Annotated in this window: 18 protein-coding genes; 5 read left to right on the top strand and 13 right to left on the bottom strand. The window is 60.9% G+C overall.

What is annotated here, in order from left to right; genetic code table 11:
- Positions 1-56: 56 nt before the first annotated feature.
- The 4 genes from ACR0NY_RS18440 to ACR0NY_RS18425 are packed head-to-tail and all read right to left on the bottom strand — an operon-like array spanning position 57 to position 3,363.
- Positions 57-845: an SDR family NAD(P)-dependent oxidoreductase gene (locus ACR0NY_RS18440; protein ID WP_170370186.1), complete on the bottom strand. Its 789-nt coding sequence runs from the start codon at positions 843-845 to the stop codon at positions 57-59.
- A 12-nt stretch (positions 846-857) separates the two neighbouring features.
- Positions 858-1,823 (bottom strand): LLM class oxidoreductase, encoded by a 966-nt coding sequence (locus ACR0NY_RS18435; protein WP_170370184.1) that lies wholly within the window; start codon positions 1,821-1,823, stop codon positions 858-860.
- Positions 1,824-1,836: 13 nt separating this feature from the next.
- Positions 1,837-2,613: a CmcJ/NvfI family oxidoreductase gene (locus tag ACR0NY_RS18430; protein ID WP_170370182.1), complete on the bottom strand. Its 777-nt coding sequence runs from the start codon at positions 2,611-2,613 to the stop codon at positions 1,837-1,839.
- Between the two features lie 54 nt (positions 2,614-2,667).
- Complete coding sequence (locus ACR0NY_RS18425) at positions 2,668-3,363, bottom strand: NAD(P)H-dependent oxidoreductase (RefSeq protein ID WP_170370180.1); 696 nt, start codon at positions 3,361-3,363, stop codon at positions 2,668-2,670.
- 110 nt (positions 3,364-3,473) lie between these two features.
- On the opposite strand from ACR0NY_RS18425, the gene ACR0NY_RS18420 reads away from it, so the two are divergent.
- The gene (locus ACR0NY_RS18420; protein ID WP_170370178.1) at positions 3,474-4,388 is read left to right on the top strand and encodes a LysR family transcriptional regulator; all 915 of its coding nucleotides are present in this window, start codon (positions 3,474-3,476) and stop codon (positions 4,386-4,388) included.
- A 44-nt stretch (positions 4,389-4,432) separates the two neighbouring features.
- Here the strand turns inward: ACR0NY_RS18420 and ACR0NY_RS18415 are convergent, their stop codons facing one another.
- The 6 genes from ACR0NY_RS18415 to ACR0NY_RS18390 all read right to left on the bottom strand — a co-directional run bounded on the left by ACR0NY_RS18415 (position 4,433) and on the right by ACR0NY_RS18390 (position 8,639).
- Positions 4,433-5,515: an energy transducer TonB family protein gene (locus ACR0NY_RS18415; protein ID WP_170343510.1), complete on the bottom strand. Its 1,083-nt coding sequence runs from the start codon at positions 5,513-5,515 to the stop codon at positions 4,433-4,435.
- Positions 5,512-5,889, bottom strand: coding sequence for an ExbD/TolR family protein (locus tag ACR0NY_RS18410; protein ID WP_170343511.1), 378 nt, complete (start codon positions 5,887-5,889; stop codon positions 5,512-5,514). The genes ACR0NY_RS18415 and ACR0NY_RS18410 overlap by 4 nt, the downstream gene beginning before the upstream one ends.
- Positions 5,890-5,893: 4 nt before the next feature.
- Positions 5,894-6,220 (bottom strand): ExbD/TolR family protein, encoded by a 327-nt coding sequence (locus tag ACR0NY_RS18405; protein WP_170343537.1) that lies wholly within the window; start codon positions 6,218-6,220, stop codon positions 5,894-5,896.
- A 31-nt stretch (positions 6,221-6,251) separates the two neighbouring features.
- Positions 6,252-6,917 (bottom strand): MotA/TolQ/ExbB proton channel family protein, encoded by a 666-nt coding sequence (locus tag ACR0NY_RS18400; RefSeq protein ID WP_170370176.1) that lies wholly within the window; start codon positions 6,915-6,917, stop codon positions 6,252-6,254.
- Positions 6,914-7,255 (bottom strand): hypothetical protein, encoded by a 342-nt coding sequence (locus tag ACR0NY_RS18395; protein ID WP_254430028.1) that lies wholly within the window; start codon positions 7,253-7,255, stop codon positions 6,914-6,916. Before ACR0NY_RS18395 ends, ACR0NY_RS18400 begins: the two co-directional genes overlap by 4 nt.
- Before the next feature lie 259 nt (positions 7,256-7,514).
- Positions 7,515-8,639 carry an ROK family transcriptional regulator gene (locus ACR0NY_RS18390; protein ID WP_170370231.1) on the bottom strand — a complete coding sequence of 375 codons (1,125 nt, stop codon included), beginning with the start codon at positions 8,637-8,639 and terminating at the stop codon, positions 7,515-7,517.
- 306 nt (positions 8,640-8,945) lie between these two features.
- On the opposite strand from ACR0NY_RS18390, the gene ACR0NY_RS18385 reads away from it, so the two are divergent.
- The 4 genes from ACR0NY_RS18385 (at position 8,946) to ACR0NY_RS18370 (ending at position 12,513) form a co-directional block, all read left to right on the top strand.
- Positions 8,946-9,914: a sugar ABC transporter substrate-binding protein gene (locus ACR0NY_RS18385; protein ID WP_093965461.1), complete on the top strand. Its 969-nt coding sequence runs from the start codon at positions 8,946-8,948 to the stop codon at positions 9,912-9,914.
- 114 nt (positions 9,915-10,028) lie between these two features.
- On the top strand, positions 10,029-11,102 hold the full coding sequence (locus ACR0NY_RS18380) for an ABC transporter permease (RefSeq protein WP_093965462.1): 1,074 nt from the start codon (positions 10,029-10,031) through the stop codon (positions 11,100-11,102).
- The gene (locus ACR0NY_RS18375; RefSeq protein WP_170370172.1) at positions 11,102-11,878 is read left to right on the top strand and encodes an ATP-binding cassette domain-containing protein; all 777 of its coding nucleotides are present in this window, start codon (positions 11,102-11,104) and stop codon (positions 11,876-11,878) included. Before ACR0NY_RS18380 ends, ACR0NY_RS18375 begins: the two co-directional genes overlap by 1 nt.
- Positions 11,875-12,513, top strand: a complete 639-nt coding sequence (locus ACR0NY_RS18370; protein WP_170370170.1) for an AAA family ATPase — start codon at positions 11,875-11,877, stop codon at positions 12,511-12,513. The genes ACR0NY_RS18375 and ACR0NY_RS18370 overlap by 4 nt, the downstream gene beginning before the upstream one ends.
- Here the strand turns inward: ACR0NY_RS18370 and ACR0NY_RS18365 are convergent.
- The 3 genes from ACR0NY_RS18365 to ACR0NY_RS18355 form a co-directional block, all read right to left on the bottom strand.
- Complete coding sequence (locus ACR0NY_RS18365) at positions 12,510-13,028, bottom strand: GNAT family N-acetyltransferase (protein WP_170342882.1); 519 nt, start codon at positions 13,026-13,028, stop codon at positions 12,510-12,512. The two genes, ACR0NY_RS18370 and ACR0NY_RS18365, sit on opposite strands and share 4 nt — an antisense overlap.
- Entirely contained in the window at positions 13,025-13,579 is a 555-nt protein-coding gene (locus ACR0NY_RS18360) for a helix-turn-helix domain-containing protein (protein ID WP_170342880.1), read from the bottom strand. The genes ACR0NY_RS18365 and ACR0NY_RS18360 overlap by 4 nt, the downstream gene beginning before the upstream one ends.
- A 108-nt stretch (positions 13,580-13,687) precedes the next feature.
- Positions 13,688-14,701 carry a Fe(3+) ABC transporter substrate-binding protein gene (locus ACR0NY_RS18355; RefSeq protein ID WP_170342878.1) on the bottom strand — a complete coding sequence of 338 codons (1,014 nt, stop codon included), beginning with the start codon at positions 14,699-14,701 and terminating at the stop codon, positions 13,688-13,690.
- Positions 14,702-14,816: the final 115 nt, after the last annotated feature.

Genomic DNA, 14,816 nt, shown 5'->3' with positions numbered 1-14,816 from the left:
GTCATCAAAGATGCGAGGGTTCGCGTGAATTGGCAGGGCGCGGGAATGCGCCCGGCTTAGCCGTATTGACGGATAGTGTCTTGAATGGCCTCCATGACGTCGGCTGCGTGTTCGGATTTCAGCGCCGCGGGGTGCGGGTCTGCAAATGTACCGCCGTCATTGTCGAAATAGGCGCCCGACGCCTGCGCGAACCGATCGCTAAGCGCGGCGTCGATCAGGATGTCGGCGCCGATGTTGAGGTCGTTGCCGGCGACTCCGAAACCGTCCTTGACCATTTTGGACGCCAGCAATGAACCCGGATTAACCGCAATCAACACGGGTCCAGCGGGCAGGGCTCGGGCCTGTTCGCGCGTCCATATCGTGATTGCCAACTTGCTTTGCGCATATGCGCCCATATCGGCCAACCGCGTTTTTCCGGTCAACGCATCCAGATCCACAGGGGCCTGTGCGGCCGAGGACAGGTTCACGACGCGGCCAGTCTTGGGAATGATCGGAAGCAGAAGTTCGGTCAGCAGATAAGGCGCGAGCGTGTTGACGACGAAGCGGATATCGAGACCGTTTTCGAGAGTGGTCTGCGGAGCCTTCAGGACGCCGGCGTTGTTGATCAGCACATCCAGTCGGTCGTGATTGGACCGGATGGCCTCCGCCAACGACCTCACGGCTGATAGGTCGGACAGATCGGCGCTGTAGGTTTCCGGCTGCCCTCCAACCTTCTGGGCGGCTGCTTCCAGCTTTGCAGTGTTCCGTCCGTGCAACAGAATACGGTGACCGTCAGCCGCCAGTTTCTTGGCGGTGAGGAGTCCGATACCATCGGTTGCTCCAGTGATCAGAATGGTTTTGGTCATGCGATCCGTTCCTTATGAAAATTCCGGCAAGATCGTATCCGCCAGGCGTTTGAGTGTCGGTTCGATGGCGGCCTGGTTGAAACGCAGATTCAGGGCGACGTGATTCATCCCGATCTCACGTATTTCAGCCAAGTAGCGGCGCAGGAAATTCGAACCCGACTGGAACCCCAGATGTATGGGACGTGCGGGGGCATTTGGGTCTTCCAGCAAGTCGACATAGAGCGACTGCATCACCGGTTTGTCCGGTTGCCCCAGTGCTTTCAGACGGTTCCGGTAATCGGCCACCGCGCGCCCCTGTGATGCCGCGTCGCGCGGATAGGTCATCCATCCATCGCCGTTTTCAGCCACCCAATCCGGGGATTGTCGACTGCCGCCCGTGATCAACAGCGGCAGGCGCGATCCCGAGGGTTTTGGCAGAAGGTCAATGTCGCCGGGCAGATGTCCCTGCAGGCTTTCATGCTTTGGGTAGGGTGTTGCCGTCGCACGGATATAGTTGACGCTGTCGCGGAACCGTTCACCGCGATCGGGGAAGGATTGACGCATTGCCGGATACTCTTCCGGTCGATCACCGGACGCCACACCCAAAAGCAGACGGCCATCGGACAATACATCCGCCGATGCGGCTGCCTTTGCCACATGGGCCGGATGGCGCAACGGCAAAACGATGCTGGCGGTCCCCAGGGCAATGCGATCCGTCGCGGTCGCCAGTGCACCCAGATAGACGAACGGGTCAAAGATCTGGCCGGGGTCCCCGAAACTTGGAACATTGAACGGCACGTCGCGCAGCCAAAGCGCGGCAAAGCCCAGAGACTCGGCCAATTGCGCGGCCTTCATGTGGCCCTTCATCGTGGGCTCGGATCCCACCGGGTAGGCCTCGAGCGGCAATACCAGCCCTAGCGTCAGCTGATCTGGCCGAAAAACCTGACCGTAGGCCTTGTTGATCGGGGCAAAGGACAGGTTTTGGTTTTTGTCCAACATGATGGTTCCTTGCTCAGTACCGCACCAAAGTGCGGGTCTCGATGCTCTTCCGGATGGTGTTGACGGTCGGGTCCTCGACCATATCGAGCGCGCTGTGAGCGACGGAAGGCAACCCCCGATTGTCGTAGATGTTGAAAATAGCGATTTCATCCGGGCTCATTCGAGACAGATAGACCCAGTCATGGCTTGCATTCCCGACAAGCCCCATGATCTGCCCTTTGCGGTCAGGATAGATCAGGTCAAGCAGGATCCAGTCTTTGGGGTCGACGGACGAAGGACGGACGAACCCCAGCGGCGCGCTGTTGATCGGGTGATGGACTGGCCGCCAGAGATTGACAAAGGCATAGTGCCCTTTGCTCCACTCGGCCGCCCGCTCGGCGCCAAGCAAATCCTCCAGCCGTTGCCGAGCGCCGTCCGCGCTGTAATCGCTGTGGACATTGCGCGCGGGCTTGCGCGTCGCCTTTGGGTCGTCCACGCGCAAGGTATGGTCAAAGATCACGACCTCGCGAACGTTGATCTCTGCGGTCAGCAGTTGAGCCAGCTCGTTTTCGTAGGTCCGTTTCCACTGATCCCCGGAAAAACCGCGGATGGCACTGGGCGCATTCAGAAACTCGACGCCGTCGGGGTCAAAGCGCAGGGGCCGCCCGGATGTCCGCATATCCGTCAGATTCACCTGTGTCGGCAACAGTTCGGGCGAAATCAGGTTGCCGACAATGCCGCCGGCGTCCAGTTGGAACGCCTGCCGTTCAGGTTTGTGAACGTGATAGTTTACGATACCGGTTCGTTGCATCTGAACCCTCACTGAATTGCGGATGACGCAGCCCCTGGCTTTATCGAAGTCGGCTCAGAACCAGTTCACGGTTTCGGCCATCGGGCGGCGGGTCTTGGGGAATTGCGGATCGCTGGCGCGATACCCAAAGGCGAACATCACCGCGGGTTTCCATTTCGAGGTATCCACCCCGAAATGCTCGGCCAGAGTCTGGGTGGTGAGTTGCATGTCAAACCCTTCGATGGGGCAGGAATCGATACCCATCAAAGCAGCGGTCGTCATCATGTTGGCCAGAACGATATAGGCCTGTTTGCCGGACCAGTCGGTGATCTCGCGTTCAGTGGTGATGCGATGGTCGGTTGACTGGAATTTGCCATACGCGCCGTTGAACAATTCGATGACGTCCTCGGGCAGTTGTTTGACCTTGCGATAGTGGTCCTGCAGATAATCAGACCCAGCGGTCATGGTTGCCGCAGTGCTGGCCAGAATGATGCCAAAGTGGCTGGCTGTCCCCAGCTGGCCGGAGCTGCCGTTCATCATGCCATTGGCGCCCCAGGAAAACTCGCGCAAAAGCTCCCGTTTGTCGGGCGATTGGATGACAAGAATCTTGAATGGCTCGTGCCCGAAAGAGGTGGGCGACAGGCGGCCAGCTTCAAGAATGGTTTCGAAATCGGCGTTGCTGATCTTGCGGTCGGGATCAAAGACCTTTGTCGCGTGCCGGAAATTGAAGGCTTCGAGGATCTGAGACTGAACGTTCGGGCGAACGGACATTTGTGGCTCCATTTGGTTTGTCTTCCGTGGAGCCAGAAATATCACTTGCAGAATCCGATGAAACGGCGGATATCAGGTTTCAGTTTTCGGATTTTGCGTATAATAAGCTAATGGACACACAAGCGCTTCGGCTTTTCGTGCTTGCAGCGGACAAGCTGAACATATCGGCCGCCGGGCGCGAACTGGGGTTGGTGCCCGCAGTCTCGAGCGCCCGACTTGCCAAGCTGGAGCATCAGTTGGGTGTCGAGTTGCTGCACCGCTCGACCCGGAAAGTATCGCTGTCTCTGGAGGGCGCCGAGTTTCTACCTTATGCGCGCGAAATTCTGGCGCAGGAGAATGCGGCCTTGGCCGCTTTGGGGCAGGGGTCGGCCCAAGCCACCGGCACTTTGCGGTTTACTGCGCCCAGCACATTTGCCCAGCTCTACATTGCTCCAATCCTTGCAAAGTTTCAGGAACAGCATCCGGGTGTGACCCTGGACCTGCGTCTGTCGGATGCTCAGTTTGATCTGATCGAAGGCAGCTATGATCTTGCTTTGCGGAACGCACCGCTGATCGATACCAGCCTCAAGGGGCGCAAGCTGGCGGATGACAAACGCATCCTCTGCTCGGCACCAGATTACCTGTCGGCCCACGGAGAGCCCGAGACGCCGGATGATCTGGCGCATCATCGGCTGATTGCATTTCGCCACACCCGGGCCCGGGCGCTGAAAACTGCCCGGGGAGCTGTCGCAAGTTTCGATCCCGGAGCCACGAAATGTCCATTGATCATGGATGACGGTCTCAGCCAGAAGCTGGCCACCGTGGCAGGGGCGGGGATCTCGATGAACTCACTGTGGAGCGTTCAGGAGGAGCTTGCCTCGGGCAAGTTGCGTCATGTCCTTCCCGAATATGAGGCGGCGGAAGACAACGTGCTTTGGCTGATCTATCCCAAGTCGAACGTATTGTCGCCAAAGGTGCGGGTCTTCATGGATTTTCTGATCACCGAGATCGGCGTGAAGCCTCCGTGGGAAAGATCATTGGACTGACTGATTGCGTCCAGTTGCTTCGGGCCAGCGCAGCAAAGGCCCGATTAGCCGTTCTGAAAGTAGAACGACAGCTTCCGGCTGACCCCGCCCGGAGGTTTCGGGAAGGGCGATGCGCGGCGGACCTGTTCCTTGGCGGCCCTGTCGACCTCGGTCGAGCCAGAACTGTCGATAATATCGACCCAGGCCAGTGTTCCGTCCGGGTTGATTTCAAAGAAAACTTTGGCAAAGCCGCGAACCGAGACATAGACCGGCGGAGTTCTGTTGAGGTGGACAAGAACCTGCCCGGCGTAATTGGTGACATTCGAGTTTCCCGGGCCTCGACCGCCGGACTGATTGGAGTTGCCTCCTCGGCTGAAGGAATCGACCCCCTGTCGGCGATAGGTCGTCAGCGGCGAGTCGATCTGCTTGTTGGGAAATCGCAGGTTGTCAAAACTGTCCAGCCGGCTGGCCCTTTGGTCGGGTACAGGGGCCGGAGCAGGGGGCCGGTCCGGAAGGCGCGGGCGGATCGATGTTGCAACCGCCAGATCCGAGACGCCGTCTTCGGTGTCGCTTTCGACCGGTTGCTGCTCCTCCGCCGGCACTGAGGGGTCCGGGATCGGCGAGGGGGCCGGCAGGGCTGCCAGTTGCTCTGGTTCCGAAACCGGGTCCTCTATGGGTTCGACCGGTGCTTCGGGCGCCGCTGCGGACTGCGTTTCGGCTTGGACGGGGGGTGTTTCATCCACCTCATCGGCGGCCTGCCGATCACTTTCGGCCGAGTCCGCCGGCTCAACTATTTCCGGAACGGGCTGATCAGGCTGCACCGGGTTGGTTTGTCCGATATCAGGCGAGTTGACCTTTTGCGGGTCCGACGAGGCGACCAGTGTTTCGCTGACGGGTATTTCGGCCCGGTCCGGCTCTGTCGGCTGTTCGACATCGGGCTCGGGCTCTTCTGCGGGGGTTGGCGGCTCGGGCGGGGTCGCGGTTTCCGCCAGATCCTCGAACGCGTTGCCCAAGGCAACCGTGTCCGGTTGCGAACCGGCCGTCGCAGGTTCCGCAGAATCCCGCGCGGCTGGCAGCAGCAGGAAAAGGTGGAGCAGCACCGAAAGCACAACGGCCAGCGCCGCGACAAACAGAGATTCCCGGATCATTCGAGCGCCCGTTCGGTCACCGCAAAGACTGCGGTGGCGCCGAGACGGCGCAAGGCGCCGGTGACTTCGATCAGGCGTGCCCCGGAAACGTTCCGGTCAGGCACGATCCGCACGGGTTCTTCCCCCCGGCCGGTCATGTAGGTCTGCGGATCCGTCGGAGTCCCGCGAAAGCTGAGCGTCCCGTCAGCGTGAAGAACCAGTGCATCGGGTGGTTCGCGGCCATCCAGATCGGATGTGTTGACCAGTTCCAAGTCCGGGTCCAACGGTTGAGCAACGGTTCCGGCGATCAAAAAGAAGATCAGCATCAGAAAGACCACGTTGATCAACGGGATGGTCGAGTCGCGCTTGCGGCTTGGGCGGTCGTGGCGGATCATGGGGTCACTCCAGAACCGTTACCGACAGACCGTCGAGGCCGCGCAATTTCACCAGAAAGTCAACAAGCCGTTGGGCGTTGACGTCGCCGTCAAGACTGACGAGCACCTGCCCGGGCTGCAGTGCCTGTGCCAATTCATCCAGCGAGAGCGGTGCTCCGTTCAGCACCACGCGGTTCGCCCCCAATTGCACAAATGCGCGATCCGACGGGGCGCTGGGCTCTGATGGGCCCGCGGCTGCGCTGCTGAGTTGAATTTCTCCGAATGTCGAAAAGGTCGACGTTAGCATGAAGAACAGCAAAAGCAGAAAAATCACGTCGATGAGCGGTGTCATCGACATGGCGCGCCGAACAAATGGGGCCGCGTTACGCATGTCCCGGCGCGGCGACAAACGCGGTGCTTGTCGTTGCTGTAGGCAGCGCCTGGGTCGGTACGAGAATCGTGCGCAAGGCCTTGTCTGCGAACACCCGCTCGCGCGCGGTGCGGCTTTCGAACCAGGACAGGACCATGGATGTGGGCATCGCAACCGCCAGACCCACCGCCGTCGTAACCAGCGCAACCCAGATCCCACCAGCCAGCAAAGATGGATCCACTCCGGCCCCGGCCGTCTGCAGGCTTTGGAACGCTTCGATCATGCCCAGAACCGTGCCGAACAACCCCAGCAAGGGGGCCAACTGCGCGACTGTATCCAAAAGCCGGAACCCACGCTCGAGCCTGGCCAACGCCAGGCCGGCTTCGGCGTCCAGCCGTTCGTCCAGCCCAGCAGTATCCGGGGCGCTCATTGCCGCACCCACGATCGGGGCAAGGTAGCTGCTGCTGGCGGCCAGACGCTCGCGCGCAGTGTCGTGGTCTCCGGCATCCCAGGCCGCCAATGCCTGGGACAACACCCTATGGCGGCCGACGCCACAGGCCGCAAACTGCCAGAGCTTGTAGATCGAAACCGCCACGGTCAGGATCGACATCACAAGAAGGATCGCCACTACTGGCCCGCCCAATGCAAGGATCTGGCCAAGCGCGTTGAAGATGTTCATCCCAAAAGCTCCATTTCCAAGCGGCTGGTCACCGACAGGGCCGAATTGCAAAGATCACTCTCGGAACCGCCGGTTACGCAGGAACTGGCTCCGTTTATCAGAACGCGCCCGACCGTTGCGCATGGTCTGTCAGGCAGGTCGAACTGGCGCACACGCGGGCGGTCCTGCGGCAAATCCCGAAAATCGAACAATGACAGTTTGATCACCGAACCCTGCGTGTCGAAGATCACGGTTTCGAAAACGGCTTTGTCGATCGCCTGTCTGGTTTCGTTGGTGATCAGAAATGACAGCCGACAGGCCTGCCCCACATCCTGCGCCGCGTTGAGTTCCAGTGACAACCCTGCGCCATCGGCGTCAGATGATTGCGCACTGGCCGCAAAGGGGAGGGCTGACCATGCGATAAGGGCGGGTAAAAGGTGACGCAGTTTCAATGATAGAACCTCATTCTGAACACGTGGTACCTGCCGCCCGCCAAGCAGTGCTGGCGCCGTGCCTGTAATATCTTAGACCGGCTGTACGGGGAAGGGTTGGCGGGGGCTTTGTGATCGTTCGTCAGGCGAAACCTCGCCAATACTTTTGTAGGTCCGCGGCTGTCGCTCAGGTTTCGACAAGATATCTGTCCGACAGAGGCAAGCTGGCTGCCCCCAGGGCGCGGGCGTCCGGACCCACCGACCCGGCCAGAACCGAGGGCTGCTCGAGCCCGGTGAAGTTGAGCTGGGAGAGATGCGTCTCAACACGTTCGATCAAGTGCGCGGTAACGCTCTCGGGCATCCAGCCATCGATTTTCACCGTTTCAAAGTCGATCAGGCTGCAGGAAGACAAGATTGCATAGGCCAGACCTTTCGCGGCCTCGTCCATCCATGCCTCGAGAAGCGTGTCCGGCATGTCCCAATGGTCCGGGGTCTCCCACATGTGGAAGGGATCCAGCCCTGCGGCGACAAGCTTCTGCTCAAGCACGCACAGGCTGGCGACATCGATCAGGGGTTTGACTTCGCCCGAGCCGACGGGAACCGGCAACGGACCCAAGGCGCCTGCATTCCCGCGCCCGGAAAAAATGACGCCGTTCAGGACGACTCCCCCGCCAATGAAGTACCCCATGTAAAAATACAGAAAGTTCCGCGGTCTTTCGGATGGTCCGAACACCAACTCTGCCCCGCAAGCCGCGGTGGCATCATTCTGCAAATAGACGGGGATGTTTCGCGCTTGGGAAAGACTGGCCTGCAGATCGGCCGAGCGCCATGGATCCATCCTTTCTTGTGGGACATTCAGGGTCTGCGCCCAGTCCCAGAGATAGAAGGGCATCGCAATGCCCAACCCGGCAACCCGGTCACGCGATGCTGCCGGCATCTGGTGTATCATCCTGTCCAATGTGCCCGTGGCGAAATCCAATGTCGCATCGGGGGTGGGATAATCATAGGTCTCGCGCGCGCGATCCCGTACTTTGCCCAGGAAATCGGTCAATACAAGCTCGGTGCTGCGGCGGCCGACCTTCAGCCCCAGAAAATAGGCCCCATCCGGATTCAGGCGCATTGGCACTGAGGGTTGCCCAACCTTGCCACGTTGTGGCTCACCCCGCAGCAGCAACCCATCGCTTTCCAGTTGGCGCATGATCACCGAGACAGTCTGCGCCGACAATCCGGTCATGCGGGCCAGCTCCGATTTGGCGAGCGCCTGGTGCCGGCGAACCAGCGACAACACCAGTCGTTCGTTGTGGGCGCGCATGCCACTTTGGTTCGTCCCGCGCACGGTCGAAACGCGCTCGGGCGGATTGCTCTGCGCTGATTGTTCCTCGGGCACGGGCCGCTCCTCCTACGATCAAGAATGTGGATGCGCCTACTCAGTGTCAATAATAAATAAGAGTGATTTATTTATTGACAGAACCCGAGAATCACCGGATGGTTTTTCATATGGGAGCCGGAAGAAATCCGTCCGGCCTCCTTAGATGCCCATCGGGTATCGGAGATATTGGGAGGAAAAGCCTTGAAGATTTCAGCATTTGCCGGCGCGACCGCGCTGGCCTTTACAGCCATGGCAGGCGCTGCCGCCGCGCAGGACACGGTCTGCCTGATCACCAAAACCGACACCAACCCCTTCTTCGTGAAGATGAAAGAGGGTGCCACCGCCAAGGCCGAAGAGCTGGGCATGACGCTCAAGGCGTTCGCCGGCAAGATCGACGGTGACCATGAAACTCAGGTGCAGGCGATCGAGACCTGCATTCTGGACGGTGCCAAGGGTATCCTGTTGACCGCATCCGATACATCGTCGATCGTTCCGGCCGTCCAGCAGGCGCGCGACGCCGGTGTGCTGGTCATCGCGCTGGATACACCGCTCGAACCGATCGACTCGGCGGATGCGACTTTTGCAACCGACAACTTTCTGGCGGGCGAGCTGATCGGCAAATGGGCCGCTGCCACGCTGGGAGACGAAGCCCAGAACGCGAAGATCGCCATGCTGGATCTGGCAGTCAGCCAGCCTTCGGTCGGGGTGCTGCGCGACCAGGGATTCCTGCAGGGCTTCGGCATTGACTTGGGCGACCCGAACAAATGGGGCGACGAGACCGACCCGCGCATCGTAGGCCATGACGTCACCGCCGGGAACGAAGAGGGTGGCCGCAAGGCCATGGAGAACCTTCTGGCCAAGGATCCGATGGTCAACGTGGTCTATACGATCAACGAACCGGCTGCCGCCGGTGCGTATGAGGCGCTCAAGGCCATCGGCCGCGAAAACGATGTGCTGATCGTTTCGGTCGACGGCGGCTGCCCCGGTGTGCAGAACGTGGCCGACGGTGTGATCGGCGCAACCTCGCAGCAATACCCGCTGCTGATGGCGTCGCTTGGCGTCGAGGCGGTCAAGAAATGGGCCGACGAGGGCGTGAAGCCCGAGAACACGCCCGGCAAGGACTTCTATGACACCGGTGTTGCGCTGGTGACGGACAAGCCGGCCGATGGCGTCGAGTCGATCTCGGTCAAAGAGGGCATGGACCTCTGCTGGGGCTGATCTGATCCCTTCAGGGGCCGCAGCGCGCGGCCCCTGAATTGAACCACGACCTCACCCGAGATTTTGCTAGAGTCGCCCCAAGACGGGAGCTTGACGCATGGGGGAACCTCACTGATGTCCGACACATCGAGACAGTCCGACGACTTCGAAGCCGCAGCCAAAGGCAGCCCGGAACAAGTTGCCGAATTCGAAGATCACCACCGCGGTTTCATGGGGACGGTCCAACACTTTCTGCATGTGAACCCGTCGCTGGTGCCGCTGATCGTTCTGGTCGCGGCGATCCTGATTTTCGGCGCCTTGCTGGGCGCCAAGTTCTTTTCGCCATTCGCACTGACCCTGATCCTGCAGCAGGTACAGATCGTCGGCATCGTCGCCGCCGCCCAGAGTCTTGTGATCCTGACCGCCGGGATCGATCTGAGCGTGGGCGCGATCATGGTCATGTCCTCGGTGGTGATGGGCCAGTTCACCTTCCGCTATGGGCTGCCGCCCACGGTGGCGATCCTGTGCGGTCTGGCCATCGGGACCGCCATCGGCGCGGTGAATGGGTTCCTGGTCAGCCGGGTCAAGCTGCCGCCCTTCATCGTGACGCTGGGCATGTGGCAGATCGTTCTGGCCGCCAACTTCCTGTATTCACAGAACGAAACCATCCGGTCGCAGGAAATCGAGGCCAACGCCCCGATCCTTCAGCTGTTCGGCGCCAAGTTCAATGTCGGCGGGGCGGTATTCACGGTCGGGGTGATCTTCATGCTGGTGCTGATCCTGGTGCTGGCCTATGCGCTGCGGCATACCGCGTGGGGGCGCCATGTCTATGCCGTGGGCGACGACCCCGAGGCCGCCGAGCTGTCGGGCGTGAACGTGCATCGCACGTTGATGTCGGTCTACATGCTGTCGGGGTTGATCTGCGCCTTTGCCGGCTGGGCGCTGATCGGGCGCATAGGCTCGGTCTCGCCCACCTCGGGGCAGTTGGCCAACATCGAAAGCATCACCGCCGTCGTGATCGGAGGCATTTCTCTGTTCGGGGGGCGCGGATCGATCCTGGGTTCGTTGTTCGGGGCGCTGATCGTTGGCGTGTTTACCCTCGGACTGCGGTTGTTGGGCGCGGATGCGCAGTGGACTTTCCTTCTTATCGGTATGCTGATCATCGCCGCCGTGGCCGTGGACCAGTGGATCAGAAAGGTAGCAGCGTGATGGAACCCATTCTCAAAGGGCGCAATCTGGTCAAACGGTATGGCAAGGTCACGGCGCTGGATCATTGCGATTTCGACCTGATGCCGGGCGAAATCCTGGCCGTGATCGGTGACAACGGCGCGGGCAAATCGACCTTGATCAAGGCGGTTTCCGGTGCCGTTGCCCCGGATGAGGGCCAGATATGGCTGGAAGGCCGCAAAGTCGATTTCCACTCGCCCATCGACGCTCGTGAAGCCGGGATTGAAACGGTCTATCAGACGCTGGCCATGTCGCCCGCCTTGTCGATCACCGACAACATGTTCATGGGGCGCGAGATCCGGCGCAAGGGACCGTTGGGTTCGGTGTTCCGGATGCTCGACCGTCCGGCTATGGAGAAGTTCGCCCGCGACAAGCTGAACGAACTGGGGCTGATGACGATCCAGAACATCAACCAAGCGGTCGAGACCCTGTCGGGTGGACAACGTCAGGGTGTGGCCGTGGCCCGGGCCGCGGCGTTCGGGTCCAAAGTCATCATCCTTGATGAACCCACCGCGGCGCTTGGCGTCAAGGAAAGCCGGCGGGTTCTGGAACTGATCCAGGACGTGAAATCGCGTGGCATTCCGATCATTCTGATCAGCCACAACATGCCCCATGTGTTCGAAGTGGCCGACCGCATCCATGTGCATCGGTTGGGCAAGAGGCTCTGCGTGATCGACCCTAAGGACTACACCATGTCCGATGCCGTGGCCTTCATGACGGGTGCCAAAGAGCCCCCGGAACAGGATCGCGCGGCATGACGGCCGAAGGGTCATCGCCACAGGCGCTGGCCGAGCGGATCGCCGACGCCGCAGCCGGGCTGGCGAGCGGCGAAGCGCGCCAGCTTGTCGCCGTGGCCGGGCCGCCGGGCGCGGGGAAATCCACGGTGGCCGCGCTTGCCCAACAGGCGCTGCAGGGGCGCGGCATTCCGACCGGGCTGCTGTCGATGGATGGTTTCCACTATGACAACCAGATCCTTACGGCACGCGATCTGCTGCCGCGCAAGGGCGCGCCCGAGACATTCGACCTGCCGGGCTTTCACGCCTTGTTGCGCCGCCTTCAGGCCGAAGACGAGGTCGCCGTGCCCGAGTTCGACCGCGTGCTCGACAAGTCAATCGCCGCCTGTTCGTTCGTGACCCGCGACCAGAAGGTGGTGATCGTCGAGGGAAATTATCTCCTGCTGGACGAACCGGGGTGGCGCGATCTGCGCGATCTGTGGGCGCTGACCGTGTTTTTGGACGTGCCGTTGCCCACGCTCGAGGCGCGGTTGCTGGACCGTTGGATAGGGCTGGGCTTGCCGCGCGACGAAGCCGAGCGCCGAGCCTTCGCCAATGACATTCCCAACGCCCGGCGCGTGGTGCAGAACTCGGGCGCGGCCGACCTGGTGCTGCGTTAGCCCAGCGCCTTGTACATGTAGGTGGTGGGTTCGAACACGGGTTCGAACGGGTTGCGGCAATAGCCGGGAATCTCTCCGGCGGTTTCGAATCCCAAGCTTTGGTACAGGATGCGCGACGGGTCTGTGCTGCGCGTGTCCAGCACCAACAGGGTTCGGCCAAGTTCGACGGCGCGCTCCTGCAGGGCGCCCATCAAGGCACGGCCCAGCCCGCGCCGCCGTGCGTCGGGATGCACCAGCAGCTTGGCCACATCGGCGCGGTGTGGCTGGTTGGGCATCGCGGCCGGAATCAGCTGAACCGTCCCTTGGATGCGTCCGTCGCCATAGGCCACGAAAAGATCCAGCTCTCCGGCTGACAGCCCCGGGCGCACGCGCTCCTGCCAATAGGCGCGCGCGGCGTCGCGGGAAAACGGCAGAATGAACCCTATGCTGGCGCCGGTATGCACGCAGCCATGTAGGATATCCGCCAGATCCTCCACCGCCTGGTCAAAAGTCGTTTCGGTCAGGCGTGTAATCATATCAGCACCAGAATGTAGCGGGCGCCGCGGGACGCCTCGGTTTCAAAGCGGGTCGCGCCTGACAGATGATAACGCAGGCAATCACCCCCGTTCAGCGCATGGGAGGTTCCATCAACGGTCAGGGTCAATGCGCCATCCAGCACGATCAAGTGATGTTCCTGCCCGGGACGAGGCGGTGCGTCATAGGTGATCGTTGTGCCGGGTGGGAGGTGACATTCCAGAACCTCGCCCGTCAGCCCCGCCGAGGGGGGCGACACCGACCGGCGCGTGAACCCGGTTTCGGGGTCGCGCCATTCGATCTGCCGTTCGTAAGGAACCTTGGGGTCGAAGCTGTCCTCGACCATCATCAACAGGCGCGACATCGGCAGTCCGTAGGCTGCGCACAATCGGCCAAGATTCTCGGCCGTCGGGCTGACCTCGGCCTTCTCCATGCGCGACAGGGTGGCCCGGCTGACCCCGCTGGCCTGAGCGAGTTGTTCAAGCGACCAGCCCCGGCTGCGGCGCAGGTCGCTCAGGTGGCGGGCGAGGCGGCTGGACAGGTTGTCTAGCATGTCTCATATCCGAGAAACAGTTTCATTAATGAGAGATATAGCAGAAATAAATAAAATAAAAAGGGGCGCCTGTGCTGCGCCCCTTCAACTGCTCGATATGATGGCGGCTTACTTCCAGCCAACCTCGTTGAAGATCTTCTGGGCCTCGGGGATGTTCTTGGCGACTTCAGACAGGTTCACTTCATCGGCCTTGAATTCACCCAGAGCGGCCACGTTCTCGGCCAGATCGACACCGTGGACGGCCGGGAATTCATCGTTGCCGTTCGAGAAGTAGACCTGTGCCTGATCGCTGGCGAGGTATTCCAGGAACTTGACCGCATTGTCCTTGTTCGGGGCATGGGCCGCGACGCCCGCACCCGACAGGTTCATGTGTGCGCCTTCGGCATCCTGCGCGGGGAATTGAATTCCGATCATGTCGACGCTGTCCGACAGGCCCTTGACGTCTTTGCGCAGGGCACGTGCAAAGTAGTACGAGTTCGACACGGCGATTTCGCATTCACCGGACACGATTCCACGCAGCTGATCGGTGTCGCCGCCCTGAGGTTCACGCGCCATGTTGGCCACGACGCCCTCGGCCCATTCGTTGGCCTTTTTGGCACCATGATGGGTGATGATCGAGGCCAGCAGGGTCTGGTTGTAGGTGTTGCTGGACGACCGGATGCAAACCAGCCCTTTGTATTCAGGGTCGGCCAGATCCAGGTAGGTGGCCGGCGGGTTGGTCACGTCATTCTTGTCGTAGAAGATGATGCGCGCGCGCTGCGAGAAGCCGAACCACTGGTTGTCTTCGTCCTGCAGGTTGGCGGGGATGCGCTCTTCCAGAACGTCGCTGTCGACCGCCTGCAGCAGGCCGGCGTTCTTGGCCCGCGCCAGGCGCGAGGTGTCCACGGTCAGCAGGATGTCGGCGGGCGAGTTCGCGCCTTCGGCTTCCATCCGCGCGATCAGCTCGTCGGCCTTGCCTTCGATGCGGTTGATCTTGATGCCAGTGGCTTCTTCGAAATCGGTGTAGAGACGCTCGTCGGTGTCGTAATGGCGCGAGGAGTACAGGTTCAGCTCGCCTTCAGCGGCGGCCGATCCGGCGATCAGGGCCGACAGTGCGGCGGCGATAAAGCTCGTGGTTTTCATCTGTGGATGTCCCGGTTGTCGAATCTCATGAGCGGGGTATTTCCCGACTGATTTGCTCAATTAAACGATTCCGGGTGGGATGCAAGAAAATCCGACAAAATTACTTGGTCTAATT

The organism is Ruegeria sp. BJ5 (genome assembly GCF_056537865.1).
The sequence above is the reverse complement of the archived record's forward strand: the minus strand, read 5'-3'. Positions and strand labels throughout refer to the sequence as shown.